This window comes from Rhodoblastus sp. 17X3 (genome assembly GCF_030056575.1).
Lineage (GTDB): Bacteria > Pseudomonadota > Alphaproteobacteria > Rhizobiales > Beijerinckiaceae > Rhodoblastus.
In genome coordinates, this window is the sequence record NZ_JASHHX010000023.1 from 44,667 (window position 1) to 62,183 (window position 17,517).

Below are 17,517 nucleotides of genomic sequence, written 5' to 3' on the forward strand. Positions count from 1 at the left end.
TCCGAGGCTTCGAAATGTCGAGCGTCGCGCAGAAGAACCGGCTTGGTCCGCCGTTCATGTTCGCCTTCAGAAGCGCGCATGAGCAGAAGGACTCCAGGCGCGTGCTTGATTTGCGCGACCAGAGCGGCGAGCGCGTCATCGCCGCCCGGCGCAGCTCCGTCCGGCTGGCCGTGACCGAACCCGTTCTTCGCAAGGAAGTCGCGCACGATCTCGAACAATTGATGAATTCGATCGCGCTCGAATCCACGCAGGATCTCACGTCCTGCCCCGAGGTCAGGAAATCCATTCTCAACTACGGCTTTCCGGACATGGCCTATCGCTCGCTCGACGAAGCGAACCTGTCGGATGTGGCGCGTGAAATCGAAGATGCTCTGGCGCGTTATGAGCCTCGCCTCGTCCGAAGCACGATCAAGGTCTATCGGGACGAAAAGGCGGACAAGGTCGCCCTTCGACTACGGTTCGTCGTACAGGCGGACCTGTTCTGCCGTCCCGTCAATGTGCCCGTCGAATTCATTGCCGACGTCGAATATGACAGCGGCAAAGTCACGCTCAGTCGATTTTAACGCGCATGGACCGAGAGTTCCTCGAACATTACAATCGCGAACTGCAGTTATTGCACGAGCAGGCCAAGGAATTTGCCGAAGAATATCCCGGCATAGCCGACCGCCTCGGCGGCCTCGTCTCGGAGCGAACAGACCCGATGATATCGGGCCTTCTCGAAGGCGCAGCCTTTCTCGCGGCGCGCGTTCAATTGAAGTTGAAGCATGAGTTTCCCGAGTTCTGCAACAATCTGATCGAGCAGCTTGTCCCGAACTACCTGGCGCCGACGCCGTCCTTCATTCTGGCGCGCGTATCGCCGCCGTTCGGCGACGCCGCTCTTCGCGAAGGCCGCAAGATTGCGCGAAACGCCTATCTCGAAGCGAATTATCGTGAACTCGACCGACAGATCGCCTGCCGCTTTCGCCTCGCGAACGAAATCATTCTTTGGCCGTTCGAACTGACAGAGGCGCAATATTTTCCTGCGCCGGGTCCGCTGCAGGCGCTCGGACTTTCGACTGGTCCAGGAGTGCTTTCCGGGATGCGTCTGACTTTGGCCCATCGCAGTTCGGCCAAGTCCGAGGACGAAAAATGGGATGCGGAGACAGCCAAAAAGCCCGAGTTCTGGTTCGCCGGCTGCAAGACCGATGAGCTGACCTTCCATCTGATCGGCGGCGAAGCGGACGCCATCGCGATTTACGAACAAATATTCGCACACCGCGTCAGCGTGCATTTTCGCTATCTCGACGCATTCGGCGATCCGGTCTTCGTCGCCGCGCCGCCAGACTGCCTCTCCCAGATCGGCTTCGACCCCGACGACGCCCTTTTTCCAAACGACAACCGCATATTCACGGGGTTCGAATTCCTGCGCGAATATTTCGCGTTTCCGCGTAAGTTCCTGGGCTTTCGCCTAAGCGGCCTGCGCAAGGTCTTCGCCAATATTCGCTCGCGTTCGGTCGATCTCTTGATCACATTTGACGAGATCAATGCGCGTCTTGCAGCGGCGGTGGCGCCGGGCATGTTCGCGCTCTATGCCGCGCCTGCGATCAATCTGTTCGAAAAGACTCTCGATCGCATCCCCGTGCGGCGCAACCAGCATGAATATCATGTCGTGCCGGACCGCGGCCGCTATCTCGATTTCGAGCCGCATCGCGTGCTGGAAGTCTATGGCCACTTCCGGGCCGGGCGCGACAAGGTGCAGGTTTACCCGCTCTATTCCGCGGCGGTCGACAGCTTCGCCGAGCCGGAACTGGCCTATACGGTCAGACGCCTTCCGCGCCGGCGCTCACATGAAGAGCGGCGGCGCGGCGGGGCCTCAAATTATACCGGCACCGACATGTTCATCTCGCTAGTGGAACGCGCCGGTCTCGCAGACGAGCGCGCCGTGGTTGAACTGAGCCTCAAGGCGCTTTGTTCAAACCGTCATCTCACTGAGCATTTGCCGGTTGGCCAGGGCGGCGCCGATTTCCGGCTGCTCGATCAGTCGGAATTGATCCTGACCTGCGTTTCGGGGCCGACGCCGCCGCGCGAGCCGGTCGTCAAGCAATTGCGGAGCCGCAGCGAAACGGCGGGCGCCGGCGCCGTCACATGGCGACTGATCAACATGCTCGGGCTCAATCACCTCGGGCTGGTCGAACGCGGCGCCAAGCAGAACGCCCACGCCTTGCGCGAACTCCTGTCGATGTTCGCCGATATTTCCGACAACGCCATCGAGCGCCGCATTCGCGGCGTCAGCAGCGTGGATTCGCGGCCGATCGTGCGGCGCATGCGGCAAGCAGGCGGGGTCGGCGCCGCACGCGGCGTCGAGATCACGGTGACAATCGACGAGAAAGCCTTCGAAGGCAGCGGCGCCTTCCTCCTTGGCGCGGTGCTTGAGCGTTTCTACAGCGAATATTCCAGTCTCAATCATTTCACCCAGACCGTCGTTCGCAGCCTCGATCGGGGCGAGATCGCGCGCTGGCCGGTGCGCGCGGGGGCGAGGAGGCTGCTATGACCGATCCGAAGGAGATGGAAAAAGAGCCGTGGCGGTTCGATTTTTTCGACACTCTGCGACGCATCGAACGCCAGGGCGCCCTGCCGGGCACTGGCCCGCTGCCGCGGATCGGCGACGCCAGTTCGCGCCGCGAAGAATATGTCTTGCTGGGCCAGGACCCCTATTTTGATTTCCCGGCCTCCAATCTGAGCAAATTTCGCACGCGGCCTGACGGCCGGGTGGAGATCCTGGTCAAATTTCTGGGACTGCTCGGCCCGCAGGGCGCCTTGCCGCTCGCGACGACCGAGGAAGCCTTTCATTGGAGTCTGGCGCGCGACGACGCCTTTCCGCGATTTCTCGACCTCATCAACCACCGCTTCCTGCAGCTATTCTATCGCGCCTGGGCGGATTCCCGGCCTGCCGCTCAACACGACCGCCCCGATGACGACCATTTCATCGCCTATATCGGGTCGACGATCGGGATCGGTTCGGCGCCCTTCCGCGAGCGGGATAGCGTGCCCGATTGCGGCAAGCTCGGCTACGCCGGCCTGCTCGGCGCCAAGGCGAAATCGGCGGCGCGTCTGCGCGGCGGACTGCGCGGCTTGTTCGCTGTCGAAATCGACATCGAACAATTCGTCGGTTCGCGTCTGGAGCTGGCGGCGGACGATTGCACCCGGCTCGGCGCGGCCTTTTGCGGCCTTGGCGTCGACACCATGCTCGGCGGCGTGTTCTTCAGCGTGCAGGACAAGATCCGCATTCGAATCTACGCGTCCGATATGGCCGAATACCGCAGATTCCTGCCGCAGGGCGACCGTTGCGAACCGCTGGTCGACTTCATCTTCTTCTATCTGGGCGACGAGCTCGACTGGGACGTCGAACTGGCGATCCCGGCGCCCAAGGCGCAGCCCATCCGCCTCGGCGAAGCGGGAGAACTCGGATGGACCACCTGGCTGTCGCCGGATCTTTCCTGCGCGGGCCACCGCTCCGACGCCTTGTTTCATCCGGCGGAGCGACTGCGGCGAAAACGTAGCGAGGCGGCTTCAGCCTGAATTCACAGGGATGCGGCGGGGACGAAAATGACCGACATCAGTCTGGAAGCCGTCACGGGCAAGCTGAACAGGATCGGCTACGACGCCTTCATCAAGGCGTTGAGGCAGGCCAAGAGCCTCGGCAATCGCCATGTCGAACTGGCGCATTGGCTTTTCCAGATCCTGCAGAATGATCGAACCGATCTGGCGCTGACCTGCGATCATTTCAAACTGGATCGCGCCCGGCTTGCCGCGGATACGTCCCGCGCCATCGAAGGCCTCAGGAAAAACGAGACGGAAATGCCGGGCGTGTCCAACACGATCACGGACCTGCTCGATCGCGGCTGGCACTATGCGACCCTGTTGTTCGGGGAGACGCAGATCCGCACCGGCTATGTGCTGGTCGGCGCCTTGAAGTCGCTGGAGCTGCGCCGCGCCTTTGTCGCGATCTCGCCGGAATTTTCCAAAATCCCTGTCGATCAACTCACCGCTGAATATCCGAAAATCTGGAGCGGCTCCGAGGAAGAAAATCTGCGCCCCCTGGATGGATCAGGCCTGCGGGGCGAGGGAACGCCGGGAGCGGCGGCGGCGGGCCAGAAAGGCCAGACCGCGCTCGACCGCTTTTCACAGGATCTGACCGCCAAGGCCGCCGCCGGCGACATGGACCCCGTGCTCGGCCGCGACGAGGAAATCCGGCAGCTGATCGACGTGCTGATGCGCCGGCGCCAGAACAATCCGATCCTGACCGGCGAGGCGGGCGTCGGCAAGACCGCGGTGGTCGAGGGCTTCGCCCAGAGGATCGCCGCCAATGACGTGCCCCCGCCCCTGCGCGGCGTCCGCCTCTGCGTTCTCGATGTCGGCCTGATGCAGGCTGGAGCCTCTATGAAAGGCGAGTTCGAGCAGCGCCTGCGTTCGGTCATCGACGAGGTCCAGAACTCGCCACAGCCGATCATCCTTTTCATTGACGAGGCGCACACGTTGATCGGCGCCGGCGGGCAAGCGGGCACGGGAGACGCGGCCAATCTGCTCAAGCCGCCGCTGGCGCGCGGAACCTTGCGAACCATCGCCGCGACGACTTGGTCCGAATATCGGCAATATATCGAAAAGGACCCTGCCCTGACCCGCCGGTTCCAGCCGGTGCAGATCGACGAACCCGATATCGACCGCTGTTGCCGGATGTTGCGCGGCATTCTGGGGCCGATGGAGAAGCACCACAAGGTGCGCATCTCCGACGCCGCCATCGTCGCCGCCGTCGGGCTCTCCAGCCGCTACATTCCGGCGCGGCAATTGCCGGACAAGGCGGTCAGCCTGCTCGACACCGCCTGCGCCCGTGTCGCCATCAGCCAGAGCGCGACCCCGGCGGCCATCGCGGACGCCCGCGTCGAGCAGGCGGCGCTGGCGCAGGAGAAGGCGGCGCTGCTCGCGGACCGCGACCTCGGGCCGACCAACGAGGCGCGCATCGCGGAAATCGACGAGCAAGCAAAGACCGTCAGCGAGAAGCTCGCCGCACTTGAGACGGCCTGGGGAGGCGAACAGAAGATCGTCGATGAAATCCGATCCCTGCGCGCGATCCTCGCCACGCCGGAAGACGGCGCCGATCTCGACGACGCCCGTTCGAAGCTCGACGAAAACTTCCAGGCGCTCGAAGGCATCGAACCGGAAAAGCGGATGATCTACGCCCATGTCGACGCGCAGGCGGTCGCCAGCGTGGTCGCCGATTGGACCGGGGTTCCGGTCGGGCGAATGGTCAAGGACGAGATCGAGAACGTCCTGCGTCTGCCGGAAATCCTGAACCGCCGCGTGATCGGACAAAGCCACGGCCTCGCGATGATCGCCAAGCGGATCGAGACCAATCGCGCCAGGCTGGACAATCCGAACAAGCCGATCGGCGTGTTCATGCTGTGCGGACCGTCAGGCGTCGGCAAGACGGAAACCGCCCTCGCCCTGGCCGAGGCGCTCTATGGCGGCGAGACCAACATGATCACCATCAACATGTCCGAGTTTCAGGAAGCGCATACCGTCTCGACGCTGAAGGGCGCGCCTCCCGGCTATGTCGGCTATGGCGAGGGCGGCCGCCTCACCGAAGCTGTGCGGCGCAAGCCTTACAGCGTCATCCTGCTCGACGAGGTGGAGAAGGCGCATCCCGACGTCCACGAGATCTTCTTCCAGGTCTTTGACAAGGGCGTCATGGAGGACGGCACGGGGCGGCGGATAGATTTCAAGAATACGCTGATCATCTTGACTTCGAACGTGGGGACAGACCTGATCATGGAACTGAGCAACGACAAGGCCTTTGTCGAAAATCCGGAATCGCTCGCCGCCGCCATGCGCCCGGAACTGCTCAAGGTTTTCCCGGCGGCGCTTCTCGGGCGCATCGTCGCCATCCCCTATTTTCCGCTGTCGCCGGACATGCTGGCCGGCATCGTGCGCTTGCAGCTCGACCGCATCGGCAAGCGCATCCACGAAAATCATGGCGCGGCGTTTTCCTATGAGGAGGCAGTCGTGGATCACATCGTCTCGCTTTGCAACGATCCCGATTCCGGCGGCCGCATCATCGACAACATCATCACCAACACGCTGCTCCCCGCCCTTTCGCGCGAGTTCCTCAAACGCTCGCTGGCGAAGGTGGAACTGACGGAGGCGCGAGTGGGAATCGCGGATGGCGTCTTTCGCTATCACTGGGGCGGCGAAGCCGCCGAGCGCGACCAGAGTTCCGCCACGCCGGAGGTGACGGAAGACGCGAGGACCTAACCAGGGAGGCGGCTATGACAAGCAATCGCTTCGAACAGGTTGACGAATTGCAGGATGACGCGCTGAACCTGTCACTGGCGCAGACGCGCGAGGGCCAGACTGGCCGCGTGCGCGTTCCCCTCTCCGCCGCCGAGGGCAAATTGCCCGGCGGCGTCGACAGCGGCGACATTCCCGCACGCGACGCCTTTCGCGGCGCGATCAAACTCGCCAATGATCTCAAGCTGGCGATCGTCGTGATCGATCCGGACAATATCTGGCAGAAGGAATGGGGCGAGCTTTACCGCGATTGAATTTTTCACGCGGGGCGACGCGACGCCGGAAGCTGGGAGAGGACGATGCCGGTAGCCCTTCAGGAATCCACAGCGACCATGACAGCCCATTACGCCGGCGCCCGGCCAGCCATAAGCTATGCAAGACGCGGCTCCGTCGCCATGGCCGTCCTGCACCAGGGCCGCTCCAGCGGCCCCATCGTTTCCGGCAGAATCCAGAGCGCGGCGCGGGCCAGCGCGATCAAGCTCACCGCCAGCATGAACGTCCTGGCGGACAGCATCGCCGACATTCAGCAACACTATGAATTCCACCTTCTCCAGCTGGCCTGGAAGCCGATCGACTATGCCTTGTATGCCGGGATGACAGCCTCTGACGGCAGCATGAAACTTGATTTCGCCGCGCCGCCGCTGTTTCCGGGGAGCAGCTCGTTCCTGCTCGACGCCGACGAGAACGGCGCGCCTCCGTTTCCATTCGTCGAAGCTGGCGGCGTCGCAATTCGCAGCGGCGGAAGGCCCGGCGCCTGGGTGGCGTCGCTGGAGTTCCACGATCATCCCTTCACGGATCGCCCGCTGGCCCTTCCCAATTTCGCCACGCGATCCGCCCGGGGCGGCGACGACAAGATGAACTATCTCTACCAGGTCGAGCGATCGCTTTTCTTCTTCAACACATTCGTCGTCAAAGACCTGAACACGGGGGTCATCAAGCCGATCGGCTTCATCAACTGGAAAAGCCGGATCGTGGCCAGGATCCGATGGCGGATCAACGCCGACGGCGCGCCCGAAGCCCAGCCCGCCGAATTGATCACATCCTATTTCACATCAGACGATTATCTGACGGGAACGCCCAACAGCGCGGCGGAGAAAATGGTCGTCAACCCGCCGATGGATCCGGCTCAAACCTATAACGCCCTTGAGACGGCGACGTTCGGCGCCGTATTGTTGAGCCTGTCGAATTCCCCGAACATTCAGGCGAGCGGCGGCTGGTCCGCCTCGGTCCCGGCTACGCATTTTGCGCCTTGACGGCGTCCATCAAGAGTCTGTTGCCTGCAACTTCTTGCAGCGCCGCCGGAATCAAGCGCCGCGACTCATCGATGGTCTTTCCCGTCGATCCGGCGACGAATTGCGCCAGTTCCTCGTGGTCGTGCGTTCCATCCAGCTGCTGCAAAAATGAATTCCAGAACGGATCGATCATCCGCACCGGCTTGTGATGCAGAGCCGCCAGCACCTCTTCGCCACGTCGCGCCTGCGCCCGCGCCAAGGGGCTAGCAAGCGGCCTGTCGCCCGGCGTGCGCGAATAGACCGGCGGCGCCGTAGCGAGAGTGACGGCTGTGTTGACGAAAAGCCGCAGCACACTTTCGACGATAGCGGGGGAGTCCGCATATTCGTCCAGAAGAACCGCTGGCTCCGTCGCCAGTCGTCCCAGCAGGCCGCCAAGCGCGGGATCGTCGGTCTCGAATTCCACGCCCGTCCTGGCCCGGAATGCGTAAGTCTTCTTGCCCGGGCCCGACGCCGGCGTGAGGTCGGCGGAGGCATAGAGCCCGACCACCCGCTCCGGCGTCGCGATCCGCTGAATTTTCTCACCCGCGCGACAGAACAGGGACCAGCGAAAAGGGCGCATGTCGGTGAAATCGAGCAATTGCTCGAACTTCACCCAATCGCCTCCCGTATGTTTCTTTGCGGCGTCGAAACGGATCGAAGGAAACAGCCCGTCGTTGAGAACGGAGGGATGCGCGTCGGCGAGATAATCAAGCCCCTGCGCCTGTGCGGCGGCCGCCACGTCGCTCAGGAATTGCGGCTCCCAGACCTCCCCCATTTCATCATGAAAGAGCACTTCGATCGGCCGATTCAGATTGTCCTGCGCGGCTTCGAGCAGGGCCTTCTGAAACGGCTTCTCGGCCGACCAGCCCGACATCTGATATTCCAGCGCGGCCCGCGCCGCCTCCATGCGCTGCTGCGGGTCTCGGGCGTCCCGCAGAACATAGACGAGATAGTCGCGAATGGTTTCGCGGACCCTGCAACCGGGAAAGGCGTTGTAGCTGATGAAAGCGACGCCGTCAGCGGACAGCTTCTTGCCGACCATCGCCATCAACGCCGCGCGGACATCGGCCGAGACCCAGGAATAAACGCCATGGGCGATGATATAATCGAATTCGCCCTGAACGGCCTGTTCGTCCCTGATATCGGCCAGGCGCAGCCGCACATTGCCGAGACCGGCCCAGCGAATCGTTTCCTCGCCGCGTGCGATCGACGATTCCGCTATGTCAATTCCGAGAAATTCCGAGTTCGGCGCGCCGACCGCCATATTTGCGATGTTGACGCCTTCGCTGCACGCGACTTCCAGAACGCGGCACCGGCCAAACGGCGCGCTGGGCCGCCCCAGCAATTGCGCCAGCGCGCCAATCGTCGCGGGATGCGTCCGCGTATTGGGCCAGTTCGGGTAGCGAACGCTGTCGTAAACAGTCGTCATCGGACTCCATCGAAGCCAATGTTGATCAATTGCCGCCGCGCCGCGAGTATGTCCGCGACGGCGCTCAATGTCACCTCGCTTTTGCCCGTGACGCGGCGCCTGGCGCGCGCCGTCTTGCAGCGCTCAAGCGCCTGCATTTTCAGGCCGGACGGACGACAATCGCAACTCGCCCTAATCCTGCCAATCCAAGCGGCCGGTGTCAGACTGCCAGCTGTTCTCGCGGCATTTGGCATGGATCGCAAATCGATCGAGCGCGGCGATCCAGGGTCGCCCTCGATCGCCCTGTCGCCATCGTCAAGACGCCCTGCACACATCACTTGGCTCGCGCCTACCCGCGATCCGCGGCCAAATCGTACTTCCAATCGGTCGATTGGACGCCTACTATTTCTGCCGGCTCGATCGGCGGACGGGAGGAATTCCAACATGCAAAATTGGCGTGGATTTTGTTTAAGTCTTGTCGCTCTGGTCGTGGCGATCGGCACAAGCGTTTCATCCCCGGCCTACGCTGACAGCGGCTTTATCCGCATGTCGGTGGTCAAGGGCGGCTGGTTCATCGGCGCGCACGGGGGATCGGGCACGCTGATATTTCATGGACGGCGATATCCATTGTCGATCGGCGGCGTGGACGCGGGTCTCGTGTTCGGATTGTCCGAGACAGAATTTCATGGCCGGGTTAGCCGCATCCGCACGGCATCGGATGTCGCAGGCGTCTACGGGGCTGGTGGGGCTGGCGCGGCCGTCGTGCTTGGCGCGCGGGTGATCGCGCTTACAAACAACAAGGGCGCGCTCCTGGAGCTGGAAGGTCGGCAAGTCGGATTGATAGCCAATCTCGACCTGAGTGGGCTCGTAATTTCCCTGCGATAGACGGCAGGGGTATCTGAAGTGGCATTTGAAAAGTGACCTAAACGAAACGGGCTTCTGATTTTTCCTCATCTCATCGAGATGCGCCTTCGCCTCGATGAAGCAGCCGGTCCATCCCATCAGCAGTTGGCCGCCAACCTCGTCCGTGAAGTCAAAGAAGGACCTGGAGCGGAAACTCGCAATAACGTGGCTGCCGTCCTGGGAAGTTCACCCATCTGGTCGAATGAGCGAGAAATCGTCGGCAATCGTCGGCCGTCGACGACCAGCTGGCGTGCGAAACCCGCGGCGAGGCTTTCAGTGCGGTGGCGACGGCGTCGAGTTCACCTGATTCGATAGAGGTGCTAACCAAGGTGGCCGCGAATTCGGTTACATCTTCGGATCGTTCGCTGACCTCGACCTCGCGAATGGGATAGCTCGCGTTCTCCAGCGCCGCGATCAGTTGATCGCGGCCTGATTTGATCAAAACGGCCTCCGGTAAACCCGGCGCGGTTCAGTTCGCGTCCGTATATTAAAAATTGCATTGTAAAGTGGCGCACCGCTCAGGATAAAACTGCGAACACCTATTTATTTTAAATATATATAACTTTATCGAATTCATCAGCTGTTTCCTGCCGCCGACAATTCATGCGCGAGGTTGGCGAGGTCGATTTCCGCGTCAAACACCCCTTGCGCAGATGCGCGCTCCAACCAAAGGCGCGCTCTGGACCGATCGCACTGTCCCGCCGCCCCGATCGCCAAATACCTGCCAAGCATTAACTGGGCCTGCGCATGGCCCAGCTCCGCCGCCGCCTGGAACCAGCGCTGGGCGGTCAGACGGTCCGTCGGCATCCCGTGACCGCCCCCGTAGATTGCGCCCAGCCCGAACATCGCGCCGCTATGGCTTTTGGCCGCAGCTTTCGCGAACAAATCCATCGCGGCGGAAAGATCGCGCGGGCCACCGCGGCCATTCAACATCATTTCGGCGAGAGAGACCTGTGCATCTGCGACGCCGGCGTCGGCGGCGAATTTGATCCAGGAACGCGCCGCCTCGATGTCAGGCGTCACGCCTTGGCCCTCGGCGAGCATACGACCGTACATGAACTGAGCTTCCGGCACGCCCTCTGCCGCCCGCCTTAACCAGGATGCGGCCTGTATTTCATCCCGGGCCACGCCGATGCCCTTGGCAAGGCAGACGCCGAGATTGAACGCGGCGACATGGTCGCCGGACGCCGCCGTTTGCTCGAACCATCCCACAATTCTGGTCGCGTCTTCCGGGCTTCCTTCGCCTTCCAGAACCATATTGGCCAGATCGGTCCGGGAGGCCTGATCGCCGGAGTCCGCGGCAATTCGAAGCCAGCGGATTGCTTCGTCATTGTCCTGCGCAACGCCGGCGCCTGTCAGGTACAATGATCCCAAGGCCCGCGCGGCGGCTTCGCTGCCCAATTCGGCCGCTTTGCGATACCAGTTTGCCGCCTCCGAATAATTCGCCGGCAAGGCGCCATTTCGACTGTACAAATCCCCGATCAGCGTTGCCGCCTCTGCGTCCCCCGCCTGCGCCGCACGACGCAGCCAGGACTCGCCATTGATCAAATCCTGAGCGACATGGCGTCCCTCAATCAGAGCGAGCCCCCAACGCAGCTGCGCGGCGCGATGCCCGCCTTCGGCCGCGCGCCGGTAAAGTTCTGCCGCCGCAGCGGGATCGCGCGGCAATCCCATGCCTTGCTCGACGATCGCGGCCAACAGATAGATTGCTGTCGGCAGCCCGCACTTGGCCGCATGCAGAAGCTGTTGCGCGACGCGGCGCTGGCTCGTCTCGTCCGTGGCGCGGCGCGCCAGCGAAAGCGCATAACCGAGGCTTCCCTCGGGGCAATTTTGCGCAGCGGATTGCGCGTAACATTGATGAGCCGCCTCCAGGTCGCGCATTTCCTTCGGGCCATGCGTCAGGATATAACCGAACAGCGCTTGACCTCTGGCTGAGCCGGACCTGGCGGCTTGGCTCGCCCAATGCAAAGCGGATTCGTAATCCGGCTCGCCGGTTGCGCCAGCAGCAAACAGCCGATTTGAGCGCGGCCTGTCCTCAGCCGGGGCTCCATTCGCTGCATCGGCCAGACCGTGCAAGCAAAGCGAGCCCAGAAGCTCCTGCGCTTCGACCCAGCCATTCGCGGCCGCGCGCCGCAGCCAGACCACGCCCTCGGCCAGACAGATAGGGATCCCTGAGCCTTCGAGATAGGCGAGCGCGATCCGGTATTCGCCTTCCGGAACGCCAGCCTTCGCCGCAAGCGCCAGAAGCGGGAACGCTTCCGCGAACCGCTTCTGCTCGGCCAATTCATTGGCCCGGCGCAGCGCGGTTTCGGGTGATAAACGCCCGATCAGCCGATCAACAAACGCCATTCCCTTCATGAAGGATTTCCGATGTTACGGCTCGCGCATCGCCTCATTCGCCACCGGCGCCACAAGACCGAAAAGATATTGCAGGACCGTGCGTTTGCCCACCTTGATGTCCGCGGTCACGGGCATGCCCGGCACGATGTGAAAGCCGGCGGGCGTATCATGGAGCGCGAGACGTTTGATGGCTATGCGGGTGCGATAAAAGGGCTCGGAACTCGTCGGCGTCGCTGGCGCCGCGCCGGTAGGATTGCGCGCTTCCTCTTGCGCGGCGAAACTGTTGGGGCTGACGATCTTCACGACGCCCTCGGCCACGCCATATTGAGTGTAAGGGAAGGTGTCGAATTTGATCGACACCTGGTCGCCGAGGTGCACGAATCCATTTTCGGCGCCGGAAATATTGGCCTCGATTTCGAGAATTGCGTCGCCGGGAACCAGCGTGATGAACTGCTGGCCGGATTGCAGCACCGAGCCAACGGACACTTTGGCCACCGACTGCACGATAGCGTCATGTTCACTGCGGAACTCCACCAATTCCCGGCGCAGCTTCGCCTTGTTCAATTGCTCACGCGCATTGCTTGCCTTTTCGGCTGCGGCGGACAGTTGCTGGGAGGCGTCGCCCCTCCAGCCGCGAACGAAGGCGTCGCGATCCGAGGCCAGCGCTTCCCTGTCGAGCTCGGCGCCTTTGGCGGTCTGTTCCGCATTCGTCAATGCCCGCGCCATCTCCGCGCGACTGTCCATCGCCAGCAGCGTGTTGAGCCGGCTTCCCGCTTGTCGCGCTTCGAGCGTTTTTCGCATCTGCTCCACGTCTTGAGCCAGGCCCAGCCGTTCCCGGTAAGCTGTGGCGTCGGACTTCGAGCGCACGATGATCGTGTCCAGTTCGGCCAGTCGATGGGCATAGTTCTCGATCTTTGATTCGAACTGCGCCTGCCTGTGGCCGAAGATCGACGCCTGAAGGATCCAGTTGGGATCGTCCCCGGAATAAGTGAAGGGAAGGCCGCCAGCTTCGGCGCGCAAACGCGCAACCTCGGCTTCGAGGCTCGAAACCTGGGAGGTAAGAGTGGCGAGATCGGCGCTGGCGAATGTCGGATCGAGCCGCGCCAGCAACTCGCCTGCCTTGACTTCCTGCCCCTCGTGCACGTCGATCGAGCGAACGATTGCGGTCTCCAGCGGCTGCACGAGGATGGTGGGCGATTTGGAGACGACCGCGCCGCGCGTCGCCACGACCCGGTCGACCGGGATCAGCGCCAGCGTGGCGATCACGACGAAGACAAGGCTGGCGACGATCCAGATGATCCCTCGCGCCATGCGCGGAACCGGCGCGTTCACGATTGCCGTTGACGGCCACTGGAATTCAAGGATGGCTGGCAGAGTCGGGTCCGCCGCGGATCCGCGCCGGAAGGAGACGACTGCGTTTGACGAAGCTTTGCTCATGTCCGCGCCCTTGCGCCAGCGACTGTCCCGATCGCCGATCGGGGCGAGGCGTCGCTAGTTGTTGGGCACCGGCCGGGGCTTGAAGACAGCATGGCGTTGCCCTTGGTTATCGAGGTGGCGGTTCTGTTGCGCCCAGAGTTGACGATAGATCGCACAGCGTTCCAGCAAGACGGCGTGCGGAGCGATGTCATCGACTTTGCCCTCGTCCATCACGAGAACGAGGTCGCATTCAATCAGCGATGAGAGACGATGCGAGACGATGACCATCGTTCGTCCGCGCGCAATGCGCTGCAAGTTGGCGCTGACGACCGCCTCGCTTTCGGGATCGAGCGCGCTGGTCGCCTCGTCCAGGATCAATATGCGAGGATCGTGGATGAGGGCGCGGGCGATCGCAAGCCTTTGGCGCTGTCCGCCCGAAAGATTTGGCGAGCCTTCTTCAATATAAGTCTCGTAGCCGTTGGGCATGCGTTCGATGAATTCCTCGGCGCCGGCGAGGCGCGCCGCCTGCACCGCGTCCGCGAGCGTAAGTCCGGGGCGCCCGGCGATAATGTTGTCCCGAATGGTGCCTCGGAACAGGAAGTTATCCTGCAATACGACGCCGAGATTCTGCCGCAGATGCCGCAGGTCAATCTCGCGGAGATCGGACCCGTCGATTTTCACGAAACCGCCGAAGTCGCGGTTGATCCCCTGCAAAAGGCGGGTGATGGTTGACTTCCCGGAGCCGCTGCGACCGACGATACCAAGCATCGTTCCGGCGGGAACAGTGAAGCTCACCCGGTCGAGCGCCGGCGTCTTGGTTCCGCCATAGACGAAGGTCACGTCCTGGAAACTGATGGCCCCGGAGAATTTCGGACGTAATCCGACCGAGCCCGCGATGGACTCGAGTGGACGGTTCAGCACCGATCCAGCTTCCCCGATGGCCGCGCCGACTTCTTCGTAATCCTCCACCAGCCGCGCCAGGCCGACGAGCGGCTGGGCCACCCGCTGGCTCAACATCATGAAGGCGAACAAGGATCCGACCATATAGCCGGAAGCGTCGCTCATCGCCCAATAGGCCCCCAGCATCATCGTGCCCAGCGTCATCAGGCGCTCGATTGGCGTCACCAATGTTTGCGGCCAATTGGCCGTTTGCGCGAACGCGAGGCGGGATTTTCCGGCTTCGGCGATCCGTTCGTCCCACAGGGCGAGGCGCTGTGGCTCCAGCGCGAGAGCCTTGACTGTCTTCATGCCGACGATGGTTTCGCCCAGGGCCGCGGATTTCCAGGTTTCGGCGGCGGCGACACGCGCATACTGGACCTGGAGCGGTTTCAGATAGGCCAGGATGATCAGCATGATGACCGCGGCGCAGGCGACCACAATCCACGTCAGGGCGGCGTTTAGGTAAAACAGGAAAGGCAACAGGACGCAGAGCGTGATCAGATCGAGGAAGGTCGCAAGGAGCCTGCCCGTCAGGAACTCGCGGACGCGGTAGATCTGGGCGATCAGATACATGGTCTCGCCGGCGGGGTGGCGCTCGAAATAATCGAGCGGCAGCCGAAGCAGGCGATTGAACAGATGCAGGTTGAGCTTCGCGTCGAGGCGCACGCCGACAACAGCGACAATCTGCCGGCGTGCGAAGCCCAGAAGCGCTTCATAGGCGACGATCACGACCATGATCACGGAAAGCAGCGCCAGCGTCGAATAGCTTTTGAACTGGAGCACCCTATTGACCATGGTCATGACCAGGAGCGGCGGGAAGATTGTCAGGATGCTGATGGTCAGCGAGCCGATTGCAATATCTCGAAGCGACCCGCGCTCTTGCAGGACCAGATCGACAAGCCAACGCAAATTGAACAATGCGTCCATAGGCGCACGTCCACGAATTCCGCGCAGCAATATGGCCTCGCCTTCCCAGACCTGCGCCAACCGCAATTCGTCGATCGCGACTGAAGGCGTTCCAGCGGGCGCCGCCGCGTCCTTGAGATGAATCGCGTTCTTGTCCGCGTTAACCCCGCTCATCAATCCCGCGGTTCCGTCCGAGAACAACAACACGACTGGTCCGGATTCGTGAAGCCGCAGCAAATGTCGCCAGTTTATGCGCACCGCGCGCGACCACATTCCGGCGTTCTGCGCCCACATGGACAGCGCCGCCGCCGTGGGCGTCGCTTCGCCGGCGGGCTGCCGGAACTCTTTTGGATCGAGCTCGACGCCGTGGTAGCGCCCCGCATGAACCATCGCCAGCAAGCGTGGATGAAGCTGGACTTTTTCCCCGCCAAACGTTGCGCCAGCACGTGAACCGATCACAGGCTCGTCGTCGAACTCGACTGCCGTTATTGTTTCTTTCGGCGCGAGAGCGCTCTGTGCGAGTTCACGCGCCTGATTTTCGCTCCACTCGCATTTCGCCACCGGAGCTGCCGGCGACTGGAAGTCTTCGTTCTTCACCGCTAGCGGAGTTCTAACTGGCGAGCGTCGCTTCAAGGCCAGCACGCCGCGGTGAAACACGGACTTGAGCCGATTTTGCTCAACTTCTCCCGCCGAAGATGGCGCAGAAGCAATTGCATCCGCCCCCGGCGCTGGTGGCGCGCCATCGCATGTTGCGGCATTTTCCGGCGCGTTGAAGGCGCCGTTCGCGTCTTGCCGCGCGCCTTCAATCGCGGCCGCCTCGATGAAGCACACCGCATCTTCCAGTAATTGGCTTTCGCGCTCAATCTCCGATTCGGTGAAAGCCGAGGCGCCGTTCTTGAGTTGGTCGACCAGCGCGATTCGCGCACGATCATAAATTGCGCGCCGGCTCTCGATTGTATTCGGCTCAAGACGAGCGACAAAAGAAGCGATCACCGAGCGGTAACGGGGCGCGGATCTGCGCAAGCCTAGCTCAACCACTTGATCGGCATTGTTCGCAGAGCGTCGTGGTCCCGCACGCCCCACCATCTCCGGCGCAATTTGTGCGCCGAGGTTTGGGTGCGAGGACGGCTGAAACGGTTCAGCTTTGATTTCCACGACGGCTCCTCGAAGCAGTTTCATCTATCGCGTTTCTACTGATCGGCGCCTTCCGTCCGCGAGGTTGCGTTGGGAAAGCGGAGCGACGGAGCCTGGCGGCTCCGTCGCTGGCTTGCAGCGAGGCTGTCTCAGCCCCGGTGGACCGGCGGCGTGTTGTTCGCCAGCAGATCCTTCAGTTCCAGCTTGCCGCCATTATCGAGATTGGCGGACGCGCCGATGCCGCCTCCGGTTGTCTCCGGATTTGTTTGCGAGCCGGCTCCGTGGCCCGGTGCATTGGCGCCGTGCTTCAACGAACTGACCAGGTTGCCAAAATTGGTTAGGTCGGTTGTCAGCTGCTCTCCGGCCGCCAGCGTCACAATATTGCTATCGTGGCCGTTGCCGCCATTCGCTCCACTGCCTCCGGTTGCGCCCGACTCGTTCCCACCTTGCAGGAATTTGGTCGGATCAATTCCCTGTGCGCCAAGAACGTTGCCTTGGTGAACCTGGACCGTGAGCGAATCATGCGAACCGGTCGCTCCGCCAGTCCAGCGGTCATGGCGCTCGTCATCATCTCCGCCGGTGTCTCCGGTGCAACCAGTCGAGCCCGAAGTTCCCGTGGCGCCGGTGGCTCCAGTGGAGCCTGTGGCTCCGGTGCAGCCGGTGTGCCCGGTGTGCCCAGTGTGCCCGGTGTGCCCGGTGTGCCCCGTATGACCCGTTGCTCCGGTCGAGCCAGTTGCCCCGGTCGAGCCGGTGGCTCCCGTCGCGCCGGTGGCTCCCGTCGAGCCGGTGGCTCCCGTCAATCCGGTGGCCCCGGTCGAGCCAGTTGCTCCGGTCGAACCGGTGGCCCCGGTCGATCCAGTCGCTCCGGTCGATCCG

At 62.6% G+C, this 17,517-nt stretch carries 13 protein-coding genes; 7 read left to right on the forward strand and 6 right to left on the reverse strand.

Annotation, left to right across the window (positions count from 1 at the left end; genetic code table 11):
* The first annotated feature begins 14 nt into the window (after positions 1-14).
* The 6 genes from tssE to QM467_RS17230 are packed head-to-tail and all read left to right on the forward strand — an operon-like array spanning position 15 to position 7,577.
* Positions 15-563, forward strand: coding sequence for a type VI secretion system baseplate subunit TssE (gene tssE, locus QM467_RS17205; RefSeq protein ID WP_283367568.1), 549 nt, complete (start codon positions 15-17; stop codon positions 561-563).
* Positions 564-568: 5 nt separating this feature from the next.
* On the forward strand, positions 569-2,530 hold the full coding sequence (tssF, locus tag QM467_RS17210) for a type VI secretion system baseplate subunit TssF (RefSeq protein ID WP_283367569.1): 1,962 nt from the start codon (positions 569-571) through the stop codon (positions 2,528-2,530).
* A complete protein-coding gene (tssG, locus tag QM467_RS17215; RefSeq protein WP_283367570.1) occupies positions 2,527-3,558 on the forward strand; it encodes a type VI secretion system baseplate subunit TssG in 1,032 nt (343 codons plus the stop codon). The genes tssF and tssG overlap by 4 nt, the downstream gene beginning before the upstream one ends.
* A 27-nt stretch (positions 3,559-3,585) precedes the next feature.
* On the forward strand, positions 3,586-6,288 hold the full coding sequence (gene tssH / locus QM467_RS17220; protein WP_283367571.1) for a type VI secretion system ATPase TssH: 2,703 nt from the start codon (positions 3,586-3,588) through the stop codon (positions 6,286-6,288).
* A gap of 14 nt (positions 6,289-6,302) precedes the next feature.
* Positions 6,303-6,578, forward strand: a complete 276-nt coding sequence (locus tag QM467_RS17225) for a hypothetical protein (RefSeq protein ID WP_283367572.1) — start codon at positions 6,303-6,305, stop codon at positions 6,576-6,578.
* A gap of 45 nt (positions 6,579-6,623) precedes the next feature.
* Complete coding sequence (locus QM467_RS17230) at positions 6,624-7,577, forward strand: hypothetical protein (protein WP_283367573.1); 954 nt, start codon at positions 6,624-6,626, stop codon at positions 7,575-7,577.
* Here the strand turns inward: QM467_RS17230 and QM467_RS17235 are convergent.
* Positions 7,558-9,024, reverse strand: a complete 1,467-nt coding sequence (locus QM467_RS17235; protein WP_283367574.1) for a methyltransferase regulatory domain-containing protein — start codon at positions 9,022-9,024, stop codon at positions 7,558-7,560. The two genes, QM467_RS17230 and QM467_RS17235, sit on opposite strands and share 20 nt — an antisense overlap.
* A 423-nt stretch (positions 9,025-9,447) precedes the next feature.
* Here QM467_RS17235 and QM467_RS17240 point away from each other — a divergent pair, with 423 nt between their 5' ends.
* Positions 9,448-9,888, forward strand: a complete 441-nt coding sequence (locus tag QM467_RS17240) for a hypothetical protein (protein ID WP_283367575.1) — start codon at positions 9,448-9,450, stop codon at positions 9,886-9,888.
* A 148-nt stretch (positions 9,889-10,036) separates the two neighbouring features.
* Here the strand turns inward: QM467_RS17240 and QM467_RS17245 are convergent, their stop codons facing one another.
* The 5 genes from QM467_RS17245 to QM467_RS17265 form a co-directional block, all read right to left on the reverse strand.
* Positions 10,037-10,348, reverse strand: coding sequence for a hypothetical protein (locus tag QM467_RS17245; RefSeq protein WP_283367576.1), 312 nt, complete (start codon positions 10,346-10,348; stop codon positions 10,037-10,039).
* A gap of 134 nt (positions 10,349-10,482) precedes the next feature.
* The gene (locus QM467_RS17250) at positions 10,483-12,264 is read right to left on the reverse strand and encodes a tetratricopeptide repeat protein (protein ID WP_342395139.1); all 1,782 of its coding nucleotides are present in this window, start codon (positions 12,262-12,264) and stop codon (positions 10,483-10,485) included.
* 15 nt (positions 12,265-12,279) lie between these two features.
* A complete protein-coding gene (locus tag QM467_RS17255; RefSeq protein ID WP_283367577.1) occupies positions 12,280-13,578 on the reverse strand; it encodes an HlyD family type I secretion periplasmic adaptor subunit in 1,299 nt (432 codons plus the stop codon).
* Between the two features lie 159 nt (positions 13,579-13,737).
* Positions 13,738-16,104, reverse strand: coding sequence for a peptidase domain-containing ABC transporter (locus QM467_RS17260; RefSeq protein ID WP_283367578.1), 2,367 nt, complete (start codon positions 16,102-16,104; stop codon positions 13,738-13,740).
* Between the two features lie 686 nt (positions 16,105-16,790).
* Positions 16,791-17,018 (reverse strand): hypothetical protein, encoded by a 228-nt coding sequence (locus tag QM467_RS17265; protein WP_283367579.1) that lies wholly within the window; start codon positions 17,016-17,018, stop codon positions 16,791-16,793.
* Between the last annotated feature and the right edge of the window lie 499 nt (positions 17,019-17,517).